This is a genomic window from Streptomyces sp. SudanB5_2050 (genome assembly GCF_964272335.1).
Taxonomy (GTDB): Bacteria; Actinomycetota; Actinomycetes; order Streptomycetales; family Streptomycetaceae; genus Streptomyces; species Streptomyces rochei.
In genome coordinates, this window is sequence record NZ_OZ186760.1 from 568,023 (window position 1) to 593,355 (window position 25,333).

At 72.2% G+C, this 25,333-nt stretch carries 23 protein-coding genes and 2 riboswitches; of the genes, 8 read left to right on the forward strand and 15 right to left on the reverse strand.

What is annotated here, in order from left to right:
• Positions 1 to 74 precede the first annotated feature (74 nt).
• From ACFZP7_RS02135 to ACFZP7_RS02145, 3 genes are all read right to left on the reverse strand, one after another.
• Positions 75 to 1,664 carry an MFS transporter gene (locus tag ACFZP7_RS02135; protein WP_127441871.1) on the reverse strand — a complete coding sequence of 530 codons (1,590 nt, stop codon included), beginning with the start codon at positions 1,662 to 1,664 and terminating at the stop codon, positions 75 to 77.
• A 194-nt stretch (positions 1,665 to 1,858) separates the two neighbouring features.
• A complete protein-coding gene (locus tag ACFZP7_RS02140; protein WP_385633690.1) occupies positions 1,859 to 2,329 on the reverse strand; it encodes a MarR family winged helix-turn-helix transcriptional regulator in 471 nt (156 codons plus the stop codon).
• A gap of 59 nt (positions 2,330 to 2,388) precedes the next feature.
• Positions 2,389 to 4,467, reverse strand: coding sequence for a SpoIIE family protein phosphatase (locus ACFZP7_RS02145; protein ID WP_385633691.1), 2,079 nt, complete (start codon positions 4,465 to 4,467; stop codon positions 2,389 to 2,391).
• A 395-nt stretch (positions 4,468 to 4,862) separates the two neighbouring features.
• Between ACFZP7_RS02145 and ACFZP7_RS02150 the strand changes: the two genes are divergently transcribed.
• Positions 4,863 to 5,405, forward strand: coding sequence for a DUF3291 domain-containing protein (locus ACFZP7_RS02150; RefSeq protein WP_385633692.1), 543 nt, complete (start codon positions 4,863 to 4,865; stop codon positions 5,403 to 5,405).
• 63 nt (positions 5,406 to 5,468) lie between these two features.
• On the opposite strand, the gene ACFZP7_RS02155 is transcribed toward ACFZP7_RS02150, so the two are convergent.
• From ACFZP7_RS02155 to ACFZP7_RS02165, 3 genes are all read right to left on the reverse strand, one after another.
• The gene (locus ACFZP7_RS02155) at positions 5,469 to 7,946 is read right to left on the reverse strand and encodes a DUF4132 domain-containing protein (RefSeq protein WP_385633693.1); all 2,478 of its coding nucleotides are present in this window, start codon (positions 7,944 to 7,946) and stop codon (positions 5,469 to 5,471) included.
• A 1-nt stretch (position 7,947) separates the two neighbouring features.
• Positions 7,948 to 8,343: a hypothetical protein gene (locus tag ACFZP7_RS02160; RefSeq protein WP_385633694.1), complete on the reverse strand. Its 396-nt coding sequence runs from the start codon at positions 8,341 to 8,343 to the stop codon at positions 7,948 to 7,950.
• A 135-nt stretch (positions 8,344 to 8,478) separates the two neighbouring features.
• Positions 8,479 to 10,281 carry a flavin-containing monooxygenase gene (locus tag ACFZP7_RS02165; RefSeq protein ID WP_385633695.1) on the reverse strand — a complete coding sequence of 601 codons (1,803 nt, stop codon included), beginning with the start codon at positions 10,279 to 10,281 and terminating at the stop codon, positions 8,479 to 8,481.
• Positions 10,282 to 10,457: 176 nt separating this feature from the next.
• Here ACFZP7_RS02165 and ACFZP7_RS02170 point away from each other — a divergent pair, with 176 nt between their 5' ends.
• Entirely contained in the window at positions 10,458 to 11,483 is a 1,026-nt protein-coding gene (locus tag ACFZP7_RS02170; protein WP_385633696.1) for an SMP-30/gluconolactonase/LRE family protein, read from the forward strand.
• A gap of 9 nt (positions 11,484 to 11,492) precedes the next feature.
• On the opposite strand, the gene ACFZP7_RS02175 is transcribed toward ACFZP7_RS02170, so the two are convergent.
• Both ACFZP7_RS02175 and ACFZP7_RS02180 read right to left on the reverse strand, forming a co-directional pair.
• Positions 11,493 to 12,086: a TetR family transcriptional regulator gene (locus ACFZP7_RS02175; RefSeq protein WP_385633697.1), complete on the reverse strand. Its 594-nt coding sequence runs from the start codon at positions 12,084 to 12,086 to the stop codon at positions 11,493 to 11,495.
• A 95-nt stretch (positions 12,087 to 12,181) separates the two neighbouring features.
• The gene (locus ACFZP7_RS02180; protein WP_385633698.1) at positions 12,182 to 13,051 is read right to left on the reverse strand and encodes an alpha/beta fold hydrolase; all 870 of its coding nucleotides are present in this window, start codon (positions 13,049 to 13,051) and stop codon (positions 12,182 to 12,184) included.
• A 65-nt stretch (positions 13,052 to 13,116) separates the two neighbouring features.
• A riboswitch (cobalamin riboswitch) is annotated at positions 13,117 to 13,324 on the forward strand.
• A 42-nt stretch (positions 13,325 to 13,366) separates the two neighbouring features.
• On the opposite strand from ACFZP7_RS02180, the gene ACFZP7_RS02185 reads away from it, so the two are divergent.
• The 3 genes from ACFZP7_RS02185 to ACFZP7_RS02195 are packed head-to-tail and all read left to right on the forward strand — an operon-like array spanning position 13,367 to position 16,337.
• Positions 13,367 to 14,401 carry an ABC transporter substrate-binding protein gene (locus tag ACFZP7_RS02185; protein WP_385633699.1) on the forward strand — a complete coding sequence of 345 codons (1,035 nt, stop codon included), beginning with the start codon at positions 13,367 to 13,369 and terminating at the stop codon, positions 14,399 to 14,401.
• The gene (locus ACFZP7_RS02190) at positions 14,398 to 15,462 is read left to right on the forward strand and encodes a FecCD family ABC transporter permease (RefSeq protein WP_385633700.1); all 1,065 of its coding nucleotides are present in this window, start codon (positions 14,398 to 14,400) and stop codon (positions 15,460 to 15,462) included. The genes ACFZP7_RS02185 and ACFZP7_RS02190 overlap by 4 nt, the downstream gene beginning before the upstream one ends.
• Positions 15,459 to 16,337 carry an ABC transporter ATP-binding protein gene (locus ACFZP7_RS02195; RefSeq protein WP_385633701.1) on the forward strand — a complete coding sequence of 293 codons (879 nt, stop codon included), beginning with the start codon at positions 15,459 to 15,461 and terminating at the stop codon, positions 16,335 to 16,337. Before ACFZP7_RS02190 ends, ACFZP7_RS02195 begins: the two co-directional genes overlap by 4 nt.
• Before the next feature lie 47 nt (positions 16,338 to 16,384).
• On the opposite strand, the gene ACFZP7_RS02200 is transcribed toward ACFZP7_RS02195, so the two are convergent.
• Positions 16,385 to 16,843, reverse strand: a complete 459-nt coding sequence (locus ACFZP7_RS02200; RefSeq protein ID WP_385633702.1) for a hypothetical protein — start codon at positions 16,841 to 16,843, stop codon at positions 16,385 to 16,387.
• Positions 16,844 to 16,905: 62 nt separating this feature from the next.
• Positions 16,906 to 17,032, reverse strand: a riboswitch (cobalamin riboswitch).
• Between the two features lie 25 nt (positions 17,033 to 17,057).
• Positions 17,058 to 17,885, reverse strand: a complete 828-nt coding sequence (gene pcaD / locus ACFZP7_RS02205; protein WP_385633703.1) for a 3-oxoadipate enol-lactonase — start codon at positions 17,883 to 17,885, stop codon at positions 17,058 to 17,060.
• Positions 17,886 to 17,985: 100 nt separating this feature from the next.
• On the opposite strand from pcaD, the gene ACFZP7_RS02210 reads away from it, so the two are divergent.
• A complete protein-coding gene (locus ACFZP7_RS02210; protein WP_127436211.1) occupies positions 17,986 to 18,933 on the forward strand; it encodes a LysR family transcriptional regulator in 948 nt (315 codons plus the stop codon).
• A gap of 7 nt (positions 18,934 to 18,940) precedes the next feature.
• Here ACFZP7_RS02210 and ACFZP7_RS02215 read toward each other — a convergent pair whose 3' ends face one another.
• Positions 18,941 to 20,437, reverse strand: coding sequence for an FAD-dependent monooxygenase (locus ACFZP7_RS02215; protein ID WP_385633704.1), 1,497 nt, complete (start codon positions 20,435 to 20,437; stop codon positions 18,941 to 18,943).
• Positions 20,438 to 20,649: 212 nt separating this feature from the next.
• Between ACFZP7_RS02215 and ACFZP7_RS02220 the strand changes: the two genes are divergently transcribed.
• Positions 20,650 to 21,249: a TetR family transcriptional regulator gene (locus ACFZP7_RS02220; protein ID WP_385633705.1), complete on the forward strand. Its 600-nt coding sequence runs from the start codon at positions 20,650 to 20,652 to the stop codon at positions 21,247 to 21,249.
• A 69-nt stretch (positions 21,250 to 21,318) separates the two neighbouring features.
• Here ACFZP7_RS02220 and ACFZP7_RS02225 read toward each other — a convergent pair whose 3' ends face one another.
• Both ACFZP7_RS02225 and ACFZP7_RS02230 read right to left on the reverse strand, forming a co-directional pair.
• Positions 21,319 to 22,215, reverse strand: a complete 897-nt coding sequence (locus ACFZP7_RS02225) for a dihydrodipicolinate synthase family protein (RefSeq protein ID WP_385633706.1) — start codon at positions 22,213 to 22,215, stop codon at positions 21,319 to 21,321.
• A gap of 23 nt (positions 22,216 to 22,238) precedes the next feature.
• Entirely contained in the window at positions 22,239 to 22,946 is a 708-nt protein-coding gene (locus tag ACFZP7_RS02230; RefSeq protein WP_385633707.1) for a B3/4 domain-containing protein, read from the reverse strand.
• A 256-nt stretch (positions 22,947 to 23,202) separates the two neighbouring features.
• Here ACFZP7_RS02230 and ACFZP7_RS02235 point away from each other — a divergent pair, with 256 nt between their 5' ends.
• Positions 23,203 to 23,787 carry a helix-turn-helix domain-containing protein gene (locus tag ACFZP7_RS02235; RefSeq protein ID WP_019324384.1) on the forward strand — a complete coding sequence of 195 codons (585 nt, stop codon included), beginning with the start codon at positions 23,203 to 23,205 and terminating at the stop codon, positions 23,785 to 23,787.
• 143 nt (positions 23,788 to 23,930) lie between these two features.
• On the opposite strand, the gene ACFZP7_RS02240 is transcribed toward ACFZP7_RS02235, so the two are convergent.
• Both ACFZP7_RS02240 and ACFZP7_RS02245 read right to left on the reverse strand, forming a co-directional pair.
• Positions 23,931 to 24,203 carry a DUF4190 domain-containing protein gene (locus tag ACFZP7_RS02240; protein ID WP_019324383.1) on the reverse strand — a complete coding sequence of 91 codons (273 nt, stop codon included), beginning with the start codon at positions 24,201 to 24,203 and terminating at the stop codon, positions 23,931 to 23,933.
• A 229-nt stretch (positions 24,204 to 24,432) separates the two neighbouring features.
• Positions 24,433 to 25,272, reverse strand: a complete 840-nt coding sequence (locus tag ACFZP7_RS02245) for an oxygenase MpaB family protein (protein ID WP_210900925.1) — start codon at positions 25,270 to 25,272, stop codon at positions 24,433 to 24,435.
• Positions 25,273 to 25,333: the final 61 nt, after the last annotated feature.

The following is a 25,333-nucleotide window of genomic DNA, read 5'->3' on the forward strand; positions in this document are numbered from 1 at the left end:
GTCCCGCGGTCCGAGGTCCGGACCCGGGAACCGGGTCCGGGGTCCGGGGGCCGGGGTCCGGGGTCCGGGGTCCGTCAGTGACGAGCCGTGTCGGGGGTGCGGCGCACACCGACGACGGCGGTCGCGGCGCCGATGACGCACAGCACCCCGGCGACCAGGGCGGCGGTGTGCACCCCGTTCATGAACGCCTGGTGGCTGCCTTCGACGACGGCGGTCCTCAGCTGGTCGGGCATCGTGTCGGAGACGGGCGCGACACCCATCGCCACGGCGTCCTTGGCCTCGCTCAGTCCGGCCGCGGCCTGCGCGGGCGCACCGGCGGAGGTCAGTTCGCCGGTGAGGGTGGAACCGACACGGCTGCTGATCAGCGAGACGAGCACGGACGTGCCGAGGGCGCCGCCGATCTGCAGGGCGGTCGCCTGGAGGCCGCCCGCCACACCGCCGTCCTTGACCGGCGCGTTGCCGACGATGGCGTCGGAGGAGGACGACATCACCATGCCCACGCCCAGGCCGAGCGCGATGAACGGCGGCCACATCGTGGCGTACGACGAGTCGGCGCTCCAGCCGAGCATGGTGAAGCAGGCGACCGCCTGGAGGGCCATGCCCAGCGGCATGGTGAGCCGCGGCCCGAACCGGTCCGTGAGCGCCGCGCCGAGCGGGGAGGCCACGACCGAGGCCAGGCTCAGCGGCAGCGTGCGCACACCGGCCTCGACGGGCGTGAAGCCGCGCACGTTCTGGAGGTAGAGCATGACGAAGAAGATCACGCCGAGCAGGACGAAGAAGTTCAGCGCGGTGATGACCGTGCCGATGGTGAGCGCCGGGTTCCGGAACAGGCGCATGGGCAGCAGCGGGGCCGCCACCCGGGTCTCGTAAAAGCCGAAGGCGAGCAGGATCACCAGGCCGGCCCCGATGGCGCCGAGGGTGCCGCCCGAGGTCCAGCCCCAGGTCTCGCCCTTGACGACGCCGAAGACGACGGCGAGCAGACCGAGCGCCAGCAGGATCACCCCGGGCAGGTCGAACTTCTCGTCCGCCGCGCCGCCGCTCTTGGTCTGCGGCAGCACCAGCGCGCTGAACACCAGGGCCAGGACGCCGATCGGGGCGTTGATGTAGAAGACGGACTCCCAGTTGACGTGCTGGACGAGCAGTCCGCCGACGATGGGGCCGAGGGCAGTGGAGACCGAGGAGACCATGGCCCAGATGCCGACGGCCATGCCGAACTTCTTGGGCGGGAAGACGGCCCGCAGCATGCCGAGGGTGTTGGGCATCAGCAGCGCGCCGAAGAAGCCCTGCACCGCGCGGAAGGCGATCACGCCCTCGACGGATCCCGCGAGGCCGATGGCGACGGACGCGACGGTGAAGCCCGCGACGCCGATCAGGTAGAAGGTCCGGCGTCCGAAGCGGTCACCGAGCTTGCCGCCGAGGATGAGCGCGGCGGCGAGGGCCAGCAGGTAGGCGTTGGTGACCCACTGGAGATCGGTGGTCGAGGCGTTCAGGTCCCGGCCGATCTCCGGGTTGGCGATGGAGACGACGGAGCCGTCGAGCCCGACCATGAACAGCCCGAACGCCACGGCGATCAGCGTCAGCCAGGGGTTCGCGCGGCGGCCGCGGGGACGGTCGGCGGGCGGAGCGTGGGTGCGCGCGGAGGATGCGGAGATGGCGGAAGGCATGGGTGTGCCGGTCCTCTTTCGAGTGTGGGAGTTACGGCCGGGGAGGGCGGCGGCGCGAGGACCGCGGCCGTCCGCACGGCAGGGGGGAACGACCACCGGCCCCGTACGGAGGCCGGCGCGCGGGACGGAGGGTCCGGCGGCCACGCCGGGCCACGGCCCCGGAGCCGATGGGTCCGGGGCCGGGTGCGGCGAGGTCAGTCGCGGGTGTGGAGGTGCCGGCTGAGCGAGGAGAGCGCGCCCAGGGCCGAGCCGAGCGCCGCACGCTCGCCGTCGGTCATCGCGTGCAGCGCACGGGCGACCTGGACGGCCATCGTGCGCTCGGCCTCGGTCAGCCGCTGTCGTGCGGTCGGCGTGAGGTGCAGATGCGCGACCCGCTTGTCGGCGGGGTCCGACCGGCGCTCCAGCAGCCCCTGCTCGGTGAGCTGAGTCACCAGGGCGCTGACGTTGTTCGGCTTCATGAGCAGCGCGTCGGCCGCCGCACGCACCGTGGTCCCGTCATGGGTCTGTACATGCCGGAGCAGCGCGAGCTGGGCCTCCGGGGGCTTCGGGTACGGGAAGTCCTGGCCGACCCGCCGGTCGAGGGCCCGGGTCAGCGCCGGCAGGCACGCCACGAGCCCTGCGGCCACGTGGTCGATGTCCTGCGCGGACGGGCTGATCTCGGGCATACCCCGAATCTATATATAGACGTATAGGTATGTCAAGGTAGCTAACCGCGGTTCGGGGTTCAGGTGAGCGAGGCGAGGAGAAGGGCGACGTCGTCACGGGAGCCGGGGTGGCGCAGTTCCTCCAGGAGGAGGTCGCAGGTGTCCTCCAGCTCTCGATGGGAGTGGCGGGTGAGCAGATCGAGGAGGAGCTGGAGCCGGTCGTCGATGGGGTCGGTGCGCGTCTCGACGAGACCGTCGGTGTACAGCAGGACGCGGCTGCCGGGGGCGAGCGTGAAGTGGTGGGTGGTGAACGTGGTGCCGCCGATGCCGAGCGGGGGTCCGGGGGTCGGGTCGATGAGTCCGGTGGTGCCGTCGGGGCGGATCACCACGGGCGGCAGATGGCCGGCGGTGGCGATCTCACAGGTACCGGCGGCCGGCCGGCAGGTGAGGTAGGTGCAGGTGGCGAATGAGGAGTCGAGGTCTTCGGCGAGGGAGTCCAGGCCGCTCAGCACCGCGCCCGGCGGCAGGTCGAGACGGGCCAGGGCGCGGGTGGCGGTGCGCAGTTGTCCCATGGTGGCGGCGGCCGTCGCGCCGCTGCCCATGACGTCGCCGATGACGAGTGCGGTGCCGTCGCCGGCCAGGGGAAGCACGTCGTACCAGTCCCCTCCGATCTCGGAGGTGTCGTCGGCCGGGCGGTAGCGTGTGGCGATCCCGAGCCCGGGGCGGTCCGGGGCCCGGTGCGGCAGGAGGCTGCGCTGCAGCGCGAGAGCGGTGTCGCGTTCGTGCCGGTACCAGCGTGCGTTGTCGACGCAGATGGCCGCCCGGTCGGCGAGTTCGACGGCGAAGTCACGGTCGTCCTCGTCGAAGGGGCGCGGGTCGTGGACGCGCAGCAGGGACAGGGCGCCCAGGACGCAGCCGTGCGCCCGGAGCGGCACGGCCAGGTAGGAGTGGGCACCCGCGCGGTCGAGGATCCCGCTGTCGGGCCGAGTGCCCAGACGCCGGAAGCTCTCGGCCGTCAGGTGCGGCACGAGGACCGGCCGCCCAGTTCGTACGCACTGGGTGACCAACCGGTCCGCGGCGTAGATGACGGACTCACCGACCGGGTCGGCGGCCCGGACGGCGTCCGTCGGTGGACGGGCGGCCACGGCCAGCGGGCGGAAGGCGGTGCCCTGCCCGGTGTCGGGGACGGCGGGATCGGCGGCCGTGAAGATCACATCGAGGACGTCGACCGCGGCGACGTCCGCGAGGTCGTCGACGGCGATGTCGGCGAGTTCGTGCGCCGTGCGGTCGAGGTCGAGGGAGGAACCGATGCGCATCCCCGCTTCGGCGAGCGTGGCCAGGCGTCCGCGCACCCGGCCGGCCTCGGCGGCGGCCCGGTGCCGTTCGGTGTCGTCGACCACAGTGACGGCCACCCCGATGATGTGGCCGCGCTGGTCCTGGAGCCGGTAGTAGGACGCCGACCACGCGTGTTCGGCGCGCGGGTCGGGATCGGAGGGGGTGGTGCTGAGGGTGGACTGGTTCAGCAGGGGTTCGCCCGTGGCCAGGACGCGGTGCATGGCCGCTTCGATCCGGCTGGTGTCCGGGACGGGGATGACCTCGGAGGGGTGCCGGCCCACGGTCTCGCCGGCCGGCTTGCCGTGGATCTTCTCCAGGACCGGGTTGACGAGCATGTAGCGCAGGTCGGGGTCGAGCACGGCCACACCGAACGGCGCGTGGTGGAACAGGCGCGAGGTCAGCGCCAGACCGGTCTCCAGCTCACGCAGCTGCTTCTGGTCGGTGGCGATACCGAGCGCGTAGGCGTGGTGCTGATCGTCCTGGAGCGGCACGTTGCGGAACTCCGTCTGGCGCACCGTGCCGTCCTTGCAGCGGATGGGGAACCCTCCGGCCCAGGACTCACCGGACAGCACCCGGGCGAAGAGATCCAGCACCTGGGACCTGTGCAGGGGATCGATCAGAAGGTCCGCCGCGTACCGTCCCAGCGCCTCGGCGGAGCTGTATCCGAAGAGGCGCTCCGCCTCCGGGCTCCACAGGGTGATGCGGCCCTCGTCGTCGAGCACGGCCGCCGCGACACCCAGCAGGTCCAGCAGGCCACTGGGCTCGGAGACGGCCCCGTCCTGGTCGGGCCCCACAGGTCCGGTCCCGGCGTTGTACCGATTCACGCCGACCCTCCTTCGCCCACCGCCCGGTCGTGAGGTGCCGAACTCCCGGGCCCTGCCATCATCCTCCCGCGCCCGACACACCGCACACCGGGCGGACACGGACCTCTACGGGCGTGACCGTCCCTCGGAGAGGACGACGACGGCCCACCGTGGAACCCCCGCGAGGCCGCGTCCGAACACCGTCGACGATGTCTTCCCCGCTCCGGAGCCCCGGCCGGCGTCACGAGCCTGCGATGTGTCCTCCCACCCCCCTCGTGTGACGGTCCCGGAGGCCATTCGGACGGGGAAAACGCAACTTCGACAGGGCCCGCTGGGGCGGCTACCTTCGCCTGGTCCTCGGCGATCGGTCACGGTCGCACGGGAGTCTCCATGCACCCTCGACCAGGGAGAGTCGCATGCCCCATCTCGCTCTGTACACCTTCGGCGTCCTGAAGACGCCTCTCGCCGATCCCGGACCGCTCACCCGCGAGTTCTACGACATCGGTGAGGCCGTCTACCGGAAGATCGGTCGGCACCCCGGATACCTCGGCCACGCGGAGGCGGCGGAAGGCGGCCGGGGCGTGTTCTTCGAGGCGGACTGGGGTGACTGGGGCGAGTTCGCCGTGCCGACCTGGTACACCAAGGGTCGTACGGCGGAGACCACCGCCCTGGCCACCACCCTCTCGCTGTGGACCGCCCTGCGCCCCGCCTTCGACGCCGTCTACACCGGTCTGCACCGTGAGGCGCTGAACAGGCGCTACGACTGGTTCGAGAGGACGGGGCACCCGGCTCACGTCTTCTGGTGGGTGCCCGAGGGCGTGACTCCCACCTGGCAGGACGGGGTCTCCCGGCTGGAACACCTCGGCGAGCACGACCCCGCGCCGCACGCCTTCACCTTCCACCGCCCGTTCGCCCCGGACGCCACTCCGCTCAGAGGCGAAGGGAGCGTGCCCGGATGAAGGTGGAGCGACGCGCCGCCTTCACCGGGGCGAGCACGGGTCCGCGCCGACACCGCTTCCCCATCAGCGGCGTGAGCGGCGTATCTGGCTGACGATCGTCGGGTCGGTGATCTCGGTGTCCCTGGCGAGCAGCAACGCCTTGCTCAGCACGACGGCCAGGGTCCGGTCGCCCTCGAAGGGCAGGTAACCGGTCTGCGCGGCGGTTGCCGTGGACGACTTGGGGACGATGCAGAGGTATTCGTCGTTCGGCGTCATCAGGATGTTGCCCGAGCCGAGATGGATCTTGTACGTCCGCAGTTCGCCCTTCACGTGCAGGAACCGGCCCTCGAGCGTGCACCGATCGGCGATCGCGAGGCGCGGCACCAGGCGTTCGAGGAGGGCGCGGCGGGTCTCGGCGCTCTGGTTCAGCTCGCCGAAGCCGTACGACGTCCAGTAGTCGCGGAAACGGCCGCCGGGACCGCCGTCCTGCCAGGTCGGGTCGTTGCCCACGCTGGCGACGCCGACGAACAGGTCCACGTCCCGCAGGACTTCGGAGAGGACGAGCGGCGGGACGTCGGCGAGCGGCAACGGCTCGACCGGCTCCGCGCCGTCGCGCAGCCGCATGGTGTACGCGCCGCCGTAGCAGTGCGCCGAGTTGGCCGGTGCGTCGATCGGGTAGAAGCGCACCTGGTCGGTACGGAGCCTCAGGTAGCTGCCCGAGTCGGTGGTGTCGACGCCGTACTCCTCGCCGTCGCCCTCGATCCAGTACTCGGCTCGCAGGCCCCACTCGGGGAGTTCACGGGTGGCGGGCGGCGCCTCGTCGTCGACGCAGAGCCGCAGTTTGTTGCGCCAGCCGCGGACGGCGGCGAGGGAGTGGAACTGGTGCTGGCGGACGATGTGCGCCGCGAACCGGTTCGAGTACGTCCTCGTCACGCGCTCGGCGTCGGTGAGCAGGTACACCTCGCGGTGGGCCTGTTTGAAGGGCTGGGTGATCGCGTGCCGCTCCAGCCAGTCCCGCCAGGCGACCACTTCGGCGGCCTCACGCCCGACGGTGTGCCAGAGGGTGACCTCCGTGCCGTGCTCGACCGGGTCGTCGGTGAGGGTGCGCAGGGCACCGTCGGCGAAGCCGACCGGGGTGCCGTCGACCGTCCACAGCAGGCGGCGGGCGAGGGTGCCGACGAGGGGGTGGTCGAGACAGCGCTCGCGCCAGGCGGCGTAGGGCCAGGTGCGGCGGGCGAGGAACTGCCGGTCCAGGCGCTCGGCCTGGGCGCCGAGCATCTTGTCGATGTCCTTGACGGCGGTCTTCAGCTCCTTCAGCGCCTCGGGGTGGTCCCGCCGGACCGCGGCGGGGACGGACTTGACCGCCTTGCCGGCGGCGGAGTGCCAGCGCAGGACGGCCTTGCCGCCCTGGATCTCCAGCAGGGCGGTGAAGTCGCCGAGTCGTGTCGCGCGGCGGCCCACCTCGGTCAGCCCGTAGGCGGGCACGGCCAGTTCCTCGACCTCCTCGCGGCTGAGGCCGAGGGCTTCCGCGCGGGTGTCGAGGGCGGCGTTGAGCAGCTTGAGCGTGCCCTTGTAGGTGACGCGGCTGGCGAGCCGGGCGAGCTCGGCGAGTGCGGCCTCGCTGTGGATCCGGGCGAGGGCGGTGACCGCGGCGTTGGCGACCTTGGGGTTGACCGGCCCGAGGCCGGGGACCTTCTTCAGGGAGGTCTCGACCAGCGTGCCGAGAGCGCGGGCCGTGTCCGGGTGGGCGGGCAGCAGGGCGAGGATCCAGGTGAGGCCGCGCAGGGCGTTGGCGTTGAACGGGTCGAAGGCGAGGTTCGCGTCGGGCCCGGAGCGCACACTGGTGAACGCGAAGGTGCGGGGCCTGCCGACGAGCGGGAGCCAGCCGAGCACCGCCGCACGCACGGTGTCGGCGCCGAGGGGTTCGACGAGGGTGAGCGCGGTCTTGTCCCACTGGGCCGTGGGCCTGGCCGACGTGGCGGTCGCGGCGTGGACGAGCAGGGCGCGCCAAGGCCCCTCGGCGGCTTCGTCCATCGCCCGCTCGGCCCACGCCTCTCCCACGTTCAGCACGGGCTCCGTCAGCTTCTGGGCCAGGGCCGCCATCTCCGGGCGCCGGTACGCCTCCAGGGCGCACCGGCGCAGGAACGCCACGACGGGGGCCGACAGCGGTCGGCCGGCCGCCAGTTCGTGCTCGGCGACCGACTGCACCTCGCCGTCCCACCAGAGGGAGACCTCCGTGCCGAGCTTCTCCAGCTCGGCGGTCCGCTCGGCCGCGAGCGGATCACCCGGCAGGTCCGCGCCCACGGTCTGCAGCAGCCGCACCGTCTTCACCCACGCGCCCTCGTCGGAGTCGAAGTCGGCGTACTGACGGACCGACTCCGCCGCCACCGCGGCGCGGAGCGCGGGATCGAGGCTGCGCAGCCACTCGATCATCTGGGCCCACTGGTCCCCCCTCCGGACGGTCCGGGCCGTCGCCACGTCCAGCGCCTCGCGGGCGAGCGGACCGGCCTCGCCCGCGGCCGCGTGGCCCCGCATCTTCTCCAGGTTGCTCAGCAGATCCATGTCAGCCACCCACCAGCGGCACGAGCTTCAGGAACGTGACCTCGACGCCGAGCGGCAGCTCTATCTCCTCGTCCGGGTCCGTGACCTGCCGGTCCCCGACGAACACCAGGAAGCCGTTCCCCGCGAACGCGGCCAGGGCGCGCTCCGCCTGGGCCTCCGGATCGATGCGGCGCGGGGTGCGCAGCGCGTACCCGTTCAGCACGCGCTCCGTGTCCTGCGGCTGCACCAGGCCCTGGAAGAGCTGCGGCTCCGTGCGCGCGTTGAACTCCGCGACCTCCTGGAAGACCCGCCGTCGGATCAACTCGCGTGCCGTGAGCCGCTCCTCCGCGATCTCCAGTCCGAAGGCCGCGCCCCTGTCCCCTGATGTCGTCTCGTCGACGAACGTCACCGTTGCCATGCCCAGGACGTTACGGGGCACCACTGACAACGGCCCGGCCGTGACCGGCGCCGGTGTGGGGTGGCCGTCGCGGAGGAAGCGGTTCGGGCCCCGGTGTCTGTACCCGTCGGCTCCCGTGGCGCGGGCGCGCCGGGCTCAACAGGGCCGCTCGGTATGGAGTACGTCGGACATGGACGTCTCGCGCCAGTGCCTCAGGAGATCGTGGAAGGCAGCCGCGCCGTGCGGGTAGGCGATCGGGGCGTTCGGCCGGCCACGTCCCTCACCGTTGTAGTACCCGGGTGTGCACTCGGCGTGGAACCACTCGTGGTCGGGCGCGCCCTCGGCCAGGACCGCGAGCCAGGCGTCCTCGGCCTCGCGGGACGGTTCGATGACCGCGCCCCGGGCTTCGGCCGCCGCGACGAGGGCCGCCGCGTGCGCCGCGTGCTCGTCCAGCACGTGCGTGAAGTTGACGCTGCTCGCGCTCTGGGTGGCCCCCAGCTGGATCAGGTTCGGGAATCCGTTGCTGGTGAGGCCGTGCAGGGACCGCGGCCCGCGTCGCTTCAGCGCGTCCAGCAAGTGGACGCCGTCGCGGCCACGGACCGGCAGCTTCCCGGAGTGGACGCCGGAGACTCCGACCGAGAAGCCGGTGGCGAAGACCAGGCAGTCGAGTGCGTACTCGGTGTCGCCCACCACGACACCGTGCTCGGTCATCCGCTCGATGCCGTGCGTGTCCGCGGTGTCGACCAGGGTGACGTTGTCGCGGTTGAACGTCTGCAGATAGGTGTCGGAGAACGTGGGGCGCTTGCAGGCGTACCGGTACCAGGGCTTGAGCTTCTCCGCGGTGTCCGCGTCGGCGACGATCCGCTCGACGCGGGCGCGGACCTCGTTCATCTTCCGCGCGTCCGCGACCTCGTAGGCCGCTTCGTACGCCTGCCGGTCCGCGGGGCGGCGGAAGCTCGGCAGGAGTTTCTCCAGCAGGCCGGCCGTCTCGGTCCACCGGTCCGCCACCAGGTCGTGCTCCACGGTCTCGCCGGAGACGATGCGCAGGAAGTTGTCGCGGCGTTCGCGCGCCCAGCCGTCGTGATCGGCGCCCACGTCCCGCGCGGTGGTACGCCGGTTGGCGCGCACGTCCACGGTGGAGGGGGTGCGCTGGAAGACGTAGACGTGCCCCGCGTCCTCGGCGAGCTTCGGGATGACCTGGACGCCGGTGGCGCCCGTGCCGACGACGCCGACGCGTTTGTCCGCCAGGCCGGTCAGACCTCCGTCCGGGGTCCCGCCGGTGTAGCCGTAGTCCCAGCGCGACGTGTGGAAGGTGTGCCCCTGGAAGTTCTCGATGCCGGGGATGCCGGGGAGTTTCAGCTCGGTGAGGGTGCCGGTCGCCGTGATGACGTACGTGGCGCGGAACTCGTCGCCGCGGTCGGTCGTCACGAGCCAGTTCCGCGCGTTGTCGTCCCAGGTCAAGGACGTCACGGACGTCGAGAAGAGGGCGTCGGCGCCGAGGTCGAACTTCTCCGCGATCCGTACCGCGTGGCGGCGGATCTCCTCCCCGGGGGCGTACTTCCACTCCGGGACGTAGCCGGTCTCGTCGAGCATCGGCAGATACACGTGGGACTCGATGTCGCAGTGGATGCCCGGGTACCGGTTCCAGTACCAGGTTCCGCCGAAGTCACCGCCCTTCTCCACGATCCGGACCCGCCGTACGCCCTGCTGACGCAACCGCGCGCCCGCCAGGATGCCGCCGAATCCCCCACCGACGACGGCGACGTCCACGTCGTCCCGCAGGGGTTCGCGCGCTTCTGTCGCCACCGCATACGGATCGTCGGCGTAGTAGCCGTACTCGGCGTCGGCGGCGAGGTACTGCCGAGTGCCGTCGGGGCGTACGCGCCGCTCCCTCTCCACCCGGTAGCGCCGCCTCAACTCGGCCGGCGCCTCGGGGGAAGTTGCATCCGGATACGTCATGTGGGGGGACCTCTGTCCTTCCGGTTCGGTGCGAGGGAGTCGCGCTCGGTCCGGCAAAAGCACGGCGGTACTGCGGACTTGAGCCAGCGTGCACTACCGTAGCAACAACCGGACAGCACTGTCCGGATGCGATGCGGACAGCTTCCGCAAATTTTCGGACAGGAAGAGTGACCCCCATGCGACGACTCCCGATCCGATCCCTCACCGGCCTCGCCGCGATCGGCCTGCTGGCCGTCACCGGCTGCGGCGGGGACACCCGCGCCGGCGGCCCGCATGACGCCGCCGCCACCGGCGCGGGCCGGACCATCCGCGCCCAGGAGGTGATGCGGCTGACCGAGGCGCACCCCGAGACGGGCATGACCCTGCTCGAGGGCCCCACCTTCGACGCGAACGGCGCACTGGTCGTCGTCGACGTCACGGCTCCGGCCGGCAAGCCCAAGGTGCTGCGCGTCGACGTGAGGAAGAAGACCTCGCGCCCGCTCCACACCGACGATCGCGGCGCCTACACCTCGGCCCAGTACAGCCCCTACGACGGGCGCATCTACCTCACCGACTTCTCCCACGGCGAGATCGTCAGCCTGGCACCCGACGGGAGCGACCCGCGGACCTTCTTCTCCGGCCGGGTCGACGGAGCCCCGATGAACCCCGACGACCTCGCCTTCGACCAGGACGGCGACCTGTACATCAGCGACTCGCGCGGCATGTCGGAGGGAGAAGCAGTCGGGCGCGTGGTGCGCATCGACCGCGAGGGGAGGAACGCCACCGTCCTGGCGGGTGGACTGGCGGCCCCGAACGGCATCTCGTTCGACTCCGAGTACCGCGGCCTGTGGGTCAGCGAACTCACCCAGAACCGTGTGTCCTACCTGCTGCTCGACGACCGAGGCGGTGTCGCCTCACAGCACACGGCCATCCGGGTGGACGGCGGCATCGCCCAGACCGACTCGATCGCCGTCGACGCGGACGGCAACCTCTACCAGGCCCTGCACGGCCGGCCCGCCATGGCGGTGTACGACCGCCACGGGGAACGCCTGGCGACCGTCGAGGTCCCCGCCCGCGCCGCCGACGGGCTCGAATCGGCGACCAACGTGGCCATCACGCCCGGAGGGACCAAGGCGTACATGACCGTCAGCGGGCCGGCCGGAGGGTACCTGTACTCCTTCGACGCGCCGGCGGAAGGCGTCCGTCAGTCCAACGGCGGCTGACCGCGCTGTTCACTCGCCGAAGGGGCGCACCGGTCCCACCTCGACACCGAGGAGTCGCCAGGCCGCCATCGCCCGGCGTTCCCGCAGCTCACGGGTGGGGCCGATGACGGCACCCGAGACCATGGCGACGGCGATCATGAGGTCGTCCTTCGCCGTGGCCAGGCGGTGGCCGTCCGGCAACCGCGCCCGCAGCGCCCGCTCGACCCGGGCCGCCAGGCCCGCGGCGTACTCGGGGACGGCGGAACCACCGGCCGCTCCGTCGGCGTGCAGCAGACTGATGAAGGCCGCCGACTCGGTCTGGTGCCAGGTCAGGACACCGAGGAGCTGGGCGATGTCCATGTCCGGCGCCGCCGCCGCCTGTTCGATCTGACGGACGTTCTCGTCCAGGACCGCCGTGGCGACGGCCGCCCGGTCGGGAAAGTGCCGGTAGAGAACCCCCTGTCCCACGCCGGCCCGGCGCGCGATCGCGGACATGGGTGCGTCGAGGCCGTGCTCGGCGTAGATCTCGCGCGCGGCGGCGACGAGGGCGGCCCGGTTGCGCGCGGCGACCCGGGGCCCGTCATTGGCGGGCCGTCGCTCGTCGGGCGGGGATGGCTGGGTCACCCCCAGAGCGTATCGCCCGAGCACGGTGCCCCCCCCCTGGCCCCCGCCCCCCTGCATCGCCCTGCCCCGCTGCCGTGTCGCCGGTCAGCGGTGGCTCACGAGGCTCCGTCGAGGACCTGGCGCAGTCGATGCGCGAACTCGTCCGGCTTCCCGGGATAGCCGAACTCCCCGTCGCAGAAACCGCCGTGATGGCTCGGGAACACCGTCACCCGCTGCCCGAGCAGCTCGGCGATCGCGACGGAGGTGCGTCCGGTCAGCGTGTCGCCGGTCTCCTCGCCCACGGCGATCACGACGCGGGTGGGCGCGGCGGCGATCGCGTCGGTGTCCGGCCGGTAGCCGCTGACCGCCCACGACCGGTCGGACAGCAGCGGATCGTCGCGCGAGCCGTCGTCCTCGACGGGCATCCCGATCGCGGCGGGATCCGCCTCCGCCTGGGCGAAGTACGCGTCGGTGAACTCGCCCCGCCAGGAGGTCATGGCCACGAACGCGGCCATCCCGGCGCCCCACCCCCGCTTCTCGTAGGTCTCCCGGACCCCGGCCCGCGCCCGCTCGGCCGCCGAACGGTCCGGTGTCAGGGTGATGAGCGGCGGTTCGTGCGCGACCAGTGTGGTCACGTCCTCGGGGTACCTCTCCACGACCGCGAGCGCGGTGACCGCTCCGCCGCTGCTGGCGAACATCTCCACCGGCCCGGCTCCCAGCGCCTCGACGACGGCGTGCACGTCGGCGGCTTGGGTCTGCGGCGTGTGGTCGACCCGCCCGTCCCTGCGCGTGCTGCGGCCGAGGCCGCGCGGGTCGTACGTGACCACGGTCCGCTCGGGGAAGCGTGCGGCGAGTGCGGCGAAGCCGGTGGCGTCCATGGGCTGCCCGATCATGAACAACGGCGGACGTCCGTCCGTGGTCGGCAGCGGTCCGCGGACGTCGTGGACGAGGTCCGCGCCGGCGGTCTCGAGTGTGTGGGTCTTCATACCTGTGCAGACCGGTCCCGCCCCGAAAACTCATCGGGGCACCTCCGGACCGTCCCCGTACGTCGTGGTAGCTTCCAGACGCCAGTCGAACTCGTGAACGCGGCGACGCGTGCACGGGTCAGGGAATCCGGTGAGAGTCCGGAACTGACGCGCAGCGGTGAGGGCGACGGGCGGGGCAGCAGCCACTGGACGACGGTCACGGCCGGGGTCCGGGAAGGCGCCTCGTCCGGGTGACCCCGAGTCCGAAGACCTGCTGGCACCCGACCGTCCGCACGGACCCCGCGTATGGGTCCCGACGTTGAGAAAGCCGGCACTGTGCGCCTGTCACGTCCCTCTCGCCGTTCCCTTCTGCTCCTGACCGGGCTGCTGCTGCTCACCGCGTGCGGTTCCGGCACCGGCTCGCCGGGCGAGTCCGCCGCCGACGGGGCGGGGGCCGTCACGTTCGACAACTGCGGGCGCGAGGTGACGGTCGCGGCTCCACCGAGGCGTGCCGTGTCCCTGAACCAGGGCACCACCGAGATCCTCCTCTCCCTCGGCCTGGCCGACCGCATGGCCGGGACCGCCACCTGGACCGACCCGGTCATGGACGGACTGCGGGGGGCCGACGCGAAGGTCCCCCGGCTCGCCGACGACCAGCCGTCGTTCGAGCGGGTCCTCGACAGCGAGCCGGACTTCGTGGCCGCCTCCTTCGCCTCCACCCTGGGCAAGGGCGGAGTGGCCACCCGCGAGCAGTTCGAGAAGCTCGGCGTGCCGACGTACCTGTCGCCCTCCGACTGCGAGGGCAAGGACAACAGCGGCGACGGTGACGGCTCGCGGACGGCGCCGCTGACCATGGAGACGGTCTACCGCGAGGTGCGGGAACTCGCCCGGGTCTTCGGGGTGGAGGACCGCGGTGAGAAGCTGGTCTCCGGGCTGAAGAGCCGGGTCGCGAAGGCCACGTCCGGGATCCGCGCCGGGAACACCACCGTCCTGTACTGGTTCGCGAACCAGGAGTCCCCCTACATGGCGGGCTGCTGCGGCGCGCCCGGCATCGTCACCCGCGCGCTCGGCGCCGAGAACGTCTTCGACGACAGCACGCGGGAATGGCCGCAGATCAACTGGGAGACCGTGGCCGACCGCGACCCCGATGTCCTGGTCCTCGGTGACCTCACCCGCAAGTCGCAGACCGCCGAGTCCGCCGCGAAGAAGATCGCCTTCCTGGAGTCGAATCCCGTGACGAGGAACATGACGGCCGTGCGGGAGAAGCGGTACGTGCTGCTCAGCGGGCAGGCCATGAATCCGACGATCCGCACCGTGGAGGGCGTGGAGAAGGTGGCCACGGCACTGCGCCGGTACGGGCTCGACCGATGACCACTCCCCTGCGGTCCTCCCCGGTCCGCCCGGCGTGCGGCGCGGCGGGTGGGCTGCGCCTCGCGGCCGGCCTCGGCAGCGGGCTGGCGGTGCTCGCCGTGTCCGTCGCCGTGGCCGTCACCATCGGCCCGGCCGACATCGGAGTGGGCGACGCCTGGTCCGTGGTCGCCTCCCGTCTGGGCTGGGCCACGACCGATCTCACACCGATCCGCGAGGGCATCGTCTGGAATCTCCGGCTGCCGCGCACCCTCCTCGCGGCGGTGTGCGGGGCCGGACTCGCGGTGTGCGGCGCGGTGATGCAGTCCCTGCTGCGCAATCCGCTCGCCGACCCCTTCGTCCTGGGCGTCTCCTCCGGGGCGTCGACCGGCGCGGTGGCCGTGATCGTGCTCGGCGCCGGCGGCGGTGTCCTGTCCGTCTCCGGCGGCGCCTTCGTGGGTGCCCTGGGCTCGTTCGCGCTGGTGCTACTCCTCAGCCATACGCTCGGCGGGACGACGGACCGCGTGGTGCTCTCCGGAGTGGCGGCGATGCAGCTGTTCTCCGCCCTGACGTCGTTCGTCGTCACGACGGCGGCCGACGCGGAGACCACCCGGGGCGTGCTGTTCTGGCTGCTCGGCTCGCTCAGCGGGGCCGGTTGGACCGAGGTGGGACTGTGCACGGCCGTCCTGGCGCTCGCCCTCGTGGTGTGCCTGGCCCACGCCCGCACCCTGGACGCGTTCGCCTTCGGCCAGGACGCCGCGGCGGCGCTCGGGGTCTCGGTGGCCCGGACCCGGCTGGTGCTGCTGTGCGTCACCGCGCTGCTGACCGCCGCGCTGGTCAGCTCGGCGGGCGCGATCGGCTTCGTCGGTCTGGTGCTTCCGCACGCCGCGCGCGCCCTCGTCGGCCCGGGGCACGCCCGGCTGCTGCCGGTCACCGCGCTCGCCGGCGCGGTGTTCCTCGTCTGGGCCGACACCCTGGCCCGTACCGTGCTCGACCCCCAGGAGGTGCCGGTGGGAGTGGTGACCTCGCTGGTCGGGGTGCCGGCGTTCGTCCTGGTCCTGTACCGCACGAGGAGGGTGCGATGAAGTCCCGTACGGCGCGGCGCGACGACGGTGCCCGGCCGCCGCGCCCCGGACCGGCAGCCGCGGCCCAGGCACCCGACGGCGCCTCGCACACCGGGCGGCCCACCCTCGTCGCCGACCGTGTGAGCCGGGCCTTCGACGGCCGGCTGATCCTCGACGGCGTCAGCCTCGCCCCACGGCCCGGCTCCGTGACCGGCCTGCTCGGCCCCAACGGCTCGGGGAAGTCGACGCTGCTGCGGCTGCTGTCCGGCGTCCTCGCCCCCGCGTCCGGCGTCGTCACCCTCGACGGGCGTCCCCTCGGCGACTGGGGACGCCGTGCCGTGGCCCGGCGCGTGGCCGTCGTCGAGCAGCATGCCGACACCCTCGTCGAGCTGACCGTTCTCGACGTCGTACGCCTCGGGCGCATCCCGCACCGACGCGCATGGGCGTCCGCCGGCGACGCCGACGAGGACGCCGTGCGCACGGCGTTGAAGCGCACCGGTCTCACCGATCGCGCGGACCGGTTCTGGCACACGCTCTCCGGTGGCGAGCGCCAACGCGTGCAGATCGCCCGCGCCCTGGCCCAGGAGCCACGCGAGCTGCTGCTGGACGAACCCACCAACCACCTGGACGTCCAGCACCAGCTCGAACTGCTGAACCTCATCGCCGAGCTGCCCGTCACCAGCGTCGTCGCCCTGCACGACCTGAACCTGGCGGCCATGTACTGCGACCAGGTCGTCGTGCTCCGGCAGGGCCGGGTGGTCGCCGCCGGTCCCCCGGGCGACACGCTCACCGAGTCCCTGATCGCCGACGTCTACGGCGTGCGCGCCGAGGTCACCCGTCCCGGCCCCGACGACCGGCCGCACATCCGCTTCCTGGGCACGGTCGCGGTCAACTGACGTGCGACTGCTCCCCGTCCGGCCGTCCCGAGGCTTCATCCGTGCGGTCAGGGGACCCGGCGCCGCCTCGGTGGTGCGATGGAGTACAGGTCGAGGATGTCCGGCAACGGTGCCGCCCCCGGTCCGCCGGCGCGTACCCAGGCGGTGATGTCCTCGGTCGCGTCCGGGTCGTTGACCAGTCCGAGCCAGACGGGGCGGGCACCCGCGGCGCGGTGCTCGGCGGAAGGCTGCACGACGACGACGTTGGCGTGGTCGCAGACGTCCAGGCAGTCGGAGACGCGGACCGGCGCCGCCGTGCGCAGGCGTTCGATCTGGGCCGCGTGGTCGACTCCGGTCACCTTGGGGCTGCCGCAGCAGCAGTCGCGGCACACGACGATGCGGCACGGCACGGGGTCCGCCTGCGTTCCGGTCGTCGCGTCGTCCGTCGGCGTTCCCGTCGTCGCGTCGTCCGTCGGCGTTCCGGTCGTCGCGCAGTCCGCCGTTCGTCCGGTCGGCGTTGCGTGCATGGGGTGCCGTCCCTCTCTCCGGGGAGATCCGCCCCGGTGGTCCGTCGAGGAGGCGACCGCGTGAGTCTCCTGGCTCTCGGGTCGATGCTCGTCCCGGTCTTCCCACCCGCTGCCGGGCAGTGACCTGTCGGGACTCGCTCGCCGATCACAGTGGCGGGACCGCGCCGGATTCACACCGGCTTCCTCGTTCCGCCGTCGCCTTTGTCGTCGGCCATCATCCCATCGCGTGCTCGGAGCCCGACCGTTGCGTGAGGAACGCCACCACGGCGTCCAGGAACTCCGCCTGGGCTTCTACGTTGGCCATGTGCACCGTGGGCAGGACGGTGAGGCGAGCGCCGGGGACGGTGGCGGCGAGTTCCCTGCCGTGGTCGGCGGACGTGACGGTGTCGTGCTCGCCCGCGATGACCAGGGTCGGGCTGAGGATGAGTGCGGCGGTGCGGCGCAGGTCGTAGTCGCGCACCGCGGCCCAGCTTCCGGCCACGCCCTCGCGCCGCGTGGCGAGCAGGGTGCGGCGGAAGCCCTCGACGATCTCGTCGTCGCCCCGCAGCATGCGGGCCGGGAACCAGTTGTGCAGGAATTTCTCCGCGGTGGCCCGCATGTCGGGTGCTTCGAGCAGTTCGGCGATCGGCCGGTCCCACTGACGCGCCGGGCCGAGGTGCGCGGCGGTGTTGGAGAGCACCAGGCGGTCCACGCGCTCCGGGACGTGTATCCCCAGCCACTGCGCGACGATTCCCCCCAGCGACAGGCCGAGCACGTGCACCCGCTCCAGGCCCAGGGCGTCCAGCAGCTCCACCACGTCGCGCCCCAGCCGGTCCAGGGAGTACGGGCCGTTCGGGACGTCGGACGCGCCGTGGCCGCGGGCGTCGTAGCGCAGCAGACGGAAGTGCTCGGTCAGCGCCGGCACCTGACCGTCCCACATGTGGAGGTCGGTGCCGATGGAGTTCGAGAGCAGCAGCACCGGCTTGGTCTCGTCACCGTCGAAGCGGTAGGCGATGCGGACGCCGTCGCCGGTGGTGATGGCGGTGGGGGTCTGAGAAGTCATGTCGTCTCCCGTGATCCAGCGGCTTGTGCGCTCAGCCTAGGAACGGCGCTCGCAGGGTTCCATTACAAAGATCGGAAGAACCTTGTAGCTTCTGCGGACGATGTCGAACTTCACGCTCCATGAGTTGCAGTGCTTCAACGCCGTTGTGGTCCACGGCGGTTTCCAGGCGGCCGCCGAGCGGCTGCACCGCTCGCACCCCTCCGTCTTCGCGGCCGTCGCCAAGCTGGAGCGCCAGCTGGGGCTGGTCCTGCTGGACCGCTCGGGCTACCGGGTCGGGCTCACCGAGGCGGGGCGGGCCTTCCACCGCAAGGTCCGCCTGCTGCTGCACGAGGCCGAGGAACTGCGGACCTACGCCGCGCAGTTGGCGATGGGCGAGGAGGCCGAACTGCGCGTGGTGCTCGGCGACCTGTGCCCGCTTCCACCGGTGCTGGAGCTGCTGAGCCGTTTTTTCGCGCCGCGCCCGCAGACTCGGCTGCACCTGCAGTTCGAGACGGTCACCGGCCCCTGGGAGCGGCTGCTGGAGGACGAAGCCGACCTGATCGTGCACCGGGTTCCCAAGAGCGACGTGCGGATGGAGTGGATCGATCTCGGCCGCGTCGCGCTGGTCCCCGTCGTGGCGCCCGGTTTCCTGCCCTTCCCCGCGGACACCGACATCACACCGCAGCGGATGCAGGCCTTCACCCAGTGCGTGGTCCGGGATTCGGCGCGGCACCCGGCCGAGCAGGGCCATTTCCTGGTCGAGGGCGCGCCCCGGAGTTCCGTGCCGGACCACCTGATGAAGAAGGAGCTGATCCTGCACGGCATGGCGTGGGGGCACCTCCCGCGGTTCCTGATCGAGAGCGAGTTGCGTGACGGAACCCTGCTGTCCATCGCCGGACGGCACTTCCCCGGTGTGGTCGAGGAACTGTCGGCGGCTCGCCGGCGCGACCGGCCGCACGGGCCGGTCGCCGACCAGCTGTGGGACTTCCTGGCCCGCCACGCACCGCTCCTGCGGCCGGCGCTCGGCCGGGTGCCCGAGGCCGACGGAGCGCCGGAACGGCACAGGTGACCTCGCATCACCACGATCGTGACGGGGTGCCGCGGCGAGCCGCGGTACGTCCGGTCAGCGCCCGGACCACCGCCTCGTCGATGTCCGCCGTGTCCGCCCTCTCCGCCGCCCAGGCCACGTATCCGTCGGGCCGTACCAGGACGGTCGTCCGGCGGTCACCCGCCCAGCGCCCCACGGTCAGCCGGCCGTCATGGGCACCGGGACCCTCGTAGGCGCAGGGTGTGATGAGCACGAACCGGCCGCCGCGCAGCGCCTCGTGGAGCCGGCCGTCCCGCAGGGCGACGTCGGGGACGCGGGTGCCGGTGAGGCGGTGGGCGCCGCGAGGGGCGGGGTAGGCGTAACCGATCCCGGTGAGCTGCCCCAGGGCCTTGCGCCGGACGGGCGGGACCAGGTCGACGAACGCGGCGACCAGGGTGCGTACGGCGCGCAGCAGGGGGTTGCGCGCACGGGCCAGCCGGACCAGTCCCCCACTGCTGCGCAGCACGGCCCGGCCGACCGGGTGGCGTTCGGACTCGTAGCTGTCGAGGAGCCGTTCGGCCGCCCGCCCCTGGACGACGGCGGCGAGCTTCCAGCTCAGGTTGGCGGCGTCCTGGAGGCCGGTGTTCATGCCCTGCCCACCGGCCGGGGAGTGGATGTGCGCGGCGTCGCCGGCGAGGAAGACCCGTCCGACCCGGTAGCGCGGTGCCTGGCGTTCGTCACTGTGGAAACGGGAGAGCCAGCGAGCGTCGTGCATGCCGTAGTCGGTGCCCAGGGCACGGCGGGTGATCTCCCTGACCTCGTCCAGGTCGAGCGGGGCGTCGTCGGAGACCTCGTTGCGGCGGTTCCAGCCCATGACCCGGTACCAGCCGTCGCCGAAGGAGGCGATCATCGCGAAGGTGTCGCCACGCCCGTCGACGGTGAGGACCCCCTCGGGCTTCCGTGCGAGTCGGACGTCGGCCAGGATCAGCGACTTGATGACGGAGACACCGGGGAAGTCCAGGCCGATGGCCTCCCGCACGGCGCTGCGGTGACCGTCGGCGCCGACGACATAGGCCGCCCGGCGTGTGACGACCGTCCCGTCCGCGCCGCGCAGATCGAGGTCGACGCCCTCGTCGTCCTGCCGCAGCCCCACGACCTCGCTCTCGTACGCGAACTCGACCCCGGCGTCCCGGGCCCGCCGCTCCAGGAGCCGCTCGACCTCGTACTGCGGGGTGACGAGCAGGAAGGGGAAGCGCGAGGGCAGCGTGCTCAGATCGAGGGAGAGGTGACGGAAGAGGCGCAGGCCGGTGAGGGTGTCGCCGGTGGTGAGGAGTTCGTCGGCGAGGCCGCGGGCGTCGAGCTGCTCCAGGGTGCGGGCGTGCACCCCGAAGGCTCGGGAGAGGTTGCTGATGCCGCGCGGGCGCTTCTCGACGAGGGTCACGGCGACGCCGGCCGTGGCGAGGTCACCGGCGAGGAGGAGGCCGGTGGGGCCGGAGCCTACGACGATCACGGTGCGGTGGGTGGCGGTGCCGGCGGTGCCGTTCATGGGGCCTCCTGTTGCCGACGCGTCCTTGCCGACGCGTGCTTGCCCGATGTGTGCTTGCCATCGCTCGTTGACCAACAGCTGTTGACCAACACGCGTTGACCAACGCTTGTTGACGAAGATACCGAGACGCCGCAGCCGACGTCAACAACCGTTGGCACACACATGTTGGCGAACAGTTGTTGACCTACGCTCGTTGGCCTACGCTCGTTCCCGTGAACGGCAGCGACAGCACCTCCACGGTTTCCGGCTCCAGCGCCCCCCGACGCTCCGACGCCACCCGCGGCGCGATCCTCGCGGCGGCCCGCGAGCGCTTCGCGGCGGACGGCTACGAGCGAGCCACCATCCGCGCCATTGCCAAGGACGCGCACATCGACCCGTCGATGGTGATGCGGTACTTCCGGAACAAGGAGGGCCTGTTCGCGGCGGCCGTCGCCATCGACCTCCGCCTGCCGGACGTGAGCGGGGCGGACCGCCGGCCCGACGCGGGACGGATCCTCGTCGAGCACTTCCTCGACCTGTGGGAGGACAACGAGGTGCTCACCGCCCTGCTGCGGGTCGGTGCGACCAACCAGGCCGGGGCGGAGCGCATGCAGGGCATCCTGCGCGATCAGCTGCTGCCGGTCGCCCAGCAGGTGTGCCCCGACCCCGAGCAGGTCCCGACGCGGGCGGCACTCATGGCTTCACAGCTGCTGGGGCTGGCGCTCACCCGGTACGTACTGCGGTTGCCGCCGGCGGTGGGGCTGGCACGGGAGGAGATCGTCGCATGGCTGGCACCGACGATCCAGCGGTACCTGACCGCGCCCGCGCCCTGAGGATCGCGCCGGTCGCTCGCGCGCGTCCGGCCCGGAGGGGCCAGCACCCCGAGCACCCCGCGAAAACCGTCAGGTGTGGAGCCGGAGCTGCTCGACGACCGTGACGAGACGCGCGCGTTCCTCGGCGTTCAGGCCGCGCAGCGGCAGGGGGAGGTTGCGCCGGGCCGTCAGACCTAGGTGCGCGGCGGCCGCGGCGACGACCCGCAGGGAGCCGTGCCGGGCGAACAGGTCCCACAAGGGCTCAAGACGCCGGGACTCCTCGAGGGCCTGCCGGTGCATGCCGGCCTGGGCGGCGCGGGTGAGCGCGAGGGCCGGCTCGGGGAAGGTGCCGCCGATCACGGAGTACCAGGCGTCGCATCCGGCGTTCAGACCCCGGGCGGCGGCCGCGTCGCCACTGGTGCCGATCGTCACCGCGGCGGGCAGGAGCCGACGCAGGTGCTCGACACGGGCCCGGGCCCGGGCGGGGTCGGCGGGAAGCGGGGGGATCTTGAGGGACGCCACCCGCGGCAGCCGGGCCAGGCGCGCGTACAGCTCGTCGGTGAAGGCGAAGTGGGTGGTGCCGGGGTTGTCGTAGATCACCAGGGGGATCGACAGGTTGGCGGTGACCTCTTCGAACAGGCCGAAGACGTCGTCGTCGGTCAGCGGTTGGTAGGACACCGGTGCCAGCAACACCCCGGCGGCGCCGGCGTTCTGGGCGTCCTCGGCGGCCTGGAGCACCTGGCGGGTGCGCAGGGCTCCGATGCCGACGATGACCGGCACCCCGTCGGCGTGCTCGACCGAGATGCGGGCGACCCGGGCGCGTTCCTCGCGGGTCAGGTAGGCGTAGGAACCGGTGGAGCCCAGTGCCCCGATCGAGTCGACGCCGGCGGCGGCGAGCCGTTCGACCAGCGCGGCGAACACCTTCTCGTCGACGTCGCCGTTGCCGGGGACGGGTGTGAGCGGGAAGGCGCTCAGACCGGTGAACAAGTCGAACCTCCAGGAGTGGGTGGTCAGGCGGTGGCCTCGGGGTGTGCCGGGCCGAGGTAGCGCACGGTGCTCTGCCGGCAGTGCGGCTGGAGCAGGGCCCGCAGTTCGTCGGCCGCGGCCTTGAGCAGGTGCCCGTCGCGGGTGGCCGCGACGGTCTCCAGGACGAAGGCGACGTGGGTGGAGGCTTCGGTGACACGGGTGCGGTGGGCGTCGCGGTGGTTCCAGTGCCGGGTGAGCACGTCGGTGGTGTCCGCGTAGACGACCTCCCCGGGCTTGGGGTTCTCCACGGTGTCGGGTTCGCCGAGCGGGGTGAAGGTCTCGCTGCCGTCGGCGTGGCGGATCTCGACGTCGCCGGTGACGTGGTCGAGGTCGAAGGCCCCGGCGGGCAGGCCGTGGCGGACGGAGACGCAGTTGTAGGAGTCGACGGCCGGGTTGATCCGGGGCAGGGTGCCCTTCTTGGCCATGCGTCGGCCCAGGGCGTCGACGCTGGGGCGGATGCGGCGGGGGTTGGTGCCGAAGGAGCGGTAGGCGGCGTGCCATGCCTCGACGCGGGGGTCGTTCTCGTCGGCGGGCCGCCAGGCGTCGCCGGCGAGCCGGGCCTCCAGCTCGTCGAGGGCGGCGGCGGTGGCCGGCCAGGGCTCGTCACCGCGCAGACCGGAGGCGGTGACGACGGCGATGAGGGTGTCGGGGAAGGCGTCGGCGACGGCGGGGCTGATGCGGAACAGCGGCATCGGACAGTCCGTTTCGAGGAAGGCGGTTGGGCGGGCGGTCAGTTGGTAGCGAGGATGCCGCCGGCCGCGTACCGGGCGGTGATCACGGCGACGGCGTGAGCCGCCCAGCGGCCGACAGCGGACGGAGCGATCACAGGTGGTGCCCATCCCTTACCATCAACAGAACGACCACACCGTACAACGCACCGACCACCGATCGTCAACCGAACGACCGCCCGGTCCAGTGCACCGACCCGTACCCCAAGGGGTGATAGCGATGGCCGAGACCGAGGCGGCGTTGCGCACGCTCGCGCACAACGTCCGTACGGCCCGCACCCGCGCCGGACTGTCCCTGGACGAACTCGGCCGGCGCGCCAAAGTCAGCAAGGGCGCCCTGGTCGCCCTGGAGAAGGCACAGGGCAACCCCAATTTCGCCACCCTGGTCCGCCTCGCCGACACGCTCGGGGTCTCGGTGTCCGCGCTGCTGGAAGGGCCGTCGGAAGGACGCGTGCGGGTCGTGTCCGCCGACGCCGTCATGCCCTTGTGGTCCGGGGAGCAGGGCGGCGAAGCCCGGCTCGTGCTGACCACCTCGGGACCGGCCCCCGTCGAGGTCTGGCGCTGGAAGCTGGAACCCGGCGAGGAGTACCGCAGCCACCCGCATCAGAGCGGTGTCGTCGAGACGGTCAACGTCACGGCCGGGCAGATGGTCCTCGTCGTCGACGGCGCCGAGCATCCGGTCGAGGCCGGCCAGACCGCCGCCTTCGACGGGGACGTCCCCCACACGTACCGGGGTTCGGGGACCGGGACGTGCCACCTGATCATGACGGTTCACATCCCGCCCGCGCCTGGCACGGCGGGCTGACGCCGGAGGGGCGGGTCACAGGGCGGCACCTGGCCGCTCGGGTTGGACAGGCCGCCCGCCCCGAGCGGCGGGCGGCACAGGTCGGCGCCCGCGCGGGCGAGGTTCCGCCACGCGGGCGCCGTGCACGGCCCGGACCGAAACGGTCAGCCGAAGTGCCAGGTGAAGCTGCCGCCATTGTTGGCGGCGAGCGCGAACAGCAGGATCATGAGCAGGATGTCGACGATGCCCAGACCGATCGCCCACTTGGCCATCGCGGAGCCGGTCTGCCGCAGCGACACGGCACCGAAGATGATCGCCAACGGGCCGAGGATGATGGGCAGGAAGAGCAGGCCGACGATTCCACAGACCAGCCCCGCGATCGCCAGCCCGTTGGTCTTGCTCGAGTTCCGCGCACCCGTTCTGCTGTAGGTCGACATGGTTTCTCCAGAAGAGTCGAAGTTCTGCGCCTTGTACTCCTTCGCTCTCCATCCAGTTGCCCGGCGCGGCCGAATCACATGTGCCGAACGTCAGCAAACTCTCGCCCCCTGCCCGGCAGTTGCCCCGTGAGCGAGGGCCGCGGTACGGCATGAGGGCGTCCGGCGCACGGAACGGAGCACTCCTCCCCGTGGCGGGCTCACGGAGCCACGGACTCACGGACTCATGAGGTCACGGACTCATGGCCCAGCGGATGACATGGGTCAGTGCGCGGCCCGCCGGCCGCACGGCGACGTCCTCGACGACCGGCAGCCGTGGCAGCCTCAGCAGGGCCCGGGCCCAGTACGGCAGCACGGCCACGCCGTTCGCCGCGAGCCCGGCGTAGAAGGGGCGTGCCACGAGGGGAATCGGCGGCTGCAACAGCAGAAAGCGTGCCGCGGCGGCGGCCTCGGCCGTGGCACGCAGTTCGGGCCGGTAGGCGGACAGGCGCCGGGAGAGGGCGCGACGGTCGCGGGGCGGATCGATCACTCCCAGCGCCTCGGCGACCCGGGCGGTGTCGGCGACGTAGGCGTCGCAGCCGGCGGCGTCGAGCGGATGTGCCCCGTAGCGCTGATGCGCGCGGAGGAAGCTGTCGGTCTCGGCGGCGTGGACCCACCCGAGCAGGTGCGGATCGGCCGCGTGGTAGGTCAGGCCCTCCGCCGTCCTGCCCCGGATCCCCTGGTGGATGGCACGGACCTGGTCGACGGCGCGCTGGGCGTCCTCGGCGGTCCCGTAGGTGGTCACCGCGAGGAAGGTGCTGGTGCGCTGGAGTCGGCCCCACGGGTCCCCGCGGTAGCCGGAGTGGGCGGCGACGGCCGCCATCGCCAGGGGGTGCAAGGACTGCAGCAGCAGGGCGCTGATGCCGCCGATGAACATCGAGGCATCGCCGTGGACCCTGCGTATGGGACGGTCCGGACCGAACCAGCGCGGCCCGGGTGTGTCGTGGATACGCGCCCGGTTGGCGGCTCCGTCCGGGCCCGCCACCCGCTCGAACAGGGACTGACCCAGGTGCCCGCGCAGTTCCGTCAGCATGTTCGCCTCCACCCTGCCTCCTCCAGTATCCACCGGAGCAGTCACCACCCACGGAGGTGAT

Coding starts and splice junctions, on each gene's coding strand:
- ACFZP7_RS02210 (WP_127436211.1), top strand. CDS start 17,986: ATGTCGAACTTCACGCTCCATGAGTTGCAGTGCTTCAACGCCGTTGTG.
- ACFZP7_RS02165 (WP_385633695.1), bottom strand. CDS start 10,281: ATGACGTATCCGGATGCAACTTCCCCCGAGGCGCCGGCCGAGTTGAGG.
- ACFZP7_RS02215 (WP_385633704.1), bottom strand. CDS start 20,437: ATGAACGGCACCGCCGGCACCGCCACCCACCGCACCGTGATCGTCGTA.
- ACFZP7_RS02245 (WP_210900925.1), bottom strand. CDS start 25,272: ATGCTGACGGAACTGCGCGGGCACCTGGGTCAGTCCCTGTTCGAGCGG.
- ACFZP7_RS02235 (WP_019324384.1), top strand. CDS start 23,203: ATGGCCGAGACCGAGGCGGCGTTGCGCACGCTCGCGCACAACGTCCGT.
- ACFZP7_RS02160 (WP_385633694.1), bottom strand. CDS start 8,343: ATGGCAACGGTGACGTTCGTCGACGAGACGACATCAGGGGACAGGGGC.
- ACFZP7_RS02230 (WP_385633707.1), bottom strand. CDS start 22,946: ATGCCGCTGTTCCGCATCAGCCCCGCCGTCGCCGACGCCTTCCCCGAC.
- ACFZP7_RS02170 (WP_385633696.1), top strand. CDS start 10,458: ATGCGACGACTCCCGATCCGATCCCTCACCGGCCTCGCCGCGATCGGC.
- ACFZP7_RS02155 (WP_385633693.1), bottom strand. CDS start 7,946: ATGGATCTGCTGAGCAACCTGGAGAAGATGCGGGGCCACGCGGCCGCG.
- ACFZP7_RS02200 (WP_385633702.1), bottom strand. CDS start 16,843: ATGCACGCAACGCCGACCGGACGAACGGCGGACTGCGCGACGACCGGA.
- ACFZP7_RS02140 (WP_385633690.1), bottom strand. CDS start 2,329: ATGCCCGAGATCAGCCCGTCCGCGCAGGACATCGACCACGTGGCCGCA.
- ACFZP7_RS02150 (WP_385633692.1), top strand. CDS start 4,863: ATGCCCCATCTCGCTCTGTACACCTTCGGCGTCCTGAAGACGCCTCTC.
- ACFZP7_RS02135 (WP_127441871.1), bottom strand. CDS start 1,664: ATGCCTTCCGCCATCTCCGCATCCTCCGCGCGCACCCACGCTCCGCCC.
- ACFZP7_RS02190 (WP_385633700.1), top strand. CDS start 14,398: ATGACCACTCCCCTGCGGTCCTCCCCGGTCCGCCCGGCGTGCGGCGCG.
- pcaD (WP_385633703.1), bottom strand. CDS start 17,885: ATGACTTCTCAGACCCCCACCGCCATCACCACCGGCGACGGCGTCCGC.
- ACFZP7_RS02240 (WP_019324383.1), bottom strand. CDS start 24,203: ATGTCGACCTACAGCAGAACGGGTGCGCGGAACTCGAGCAAGACCAAC.
- ACFZP7_RS02195 (WP_385633701.1), top strand. CDS start 15,459: ATGAAGTCCCGTACGGCGCGGCGCGACGACGGTGCCCGGCCGCCGCGC.
- ACFZP7_RS02180 (WP_385633698.1), bottom strand. CDS start 13,051: ATGAAGACCCACACACTCGAGACCGCCGGCGCGGACCTCGTCCACGAC.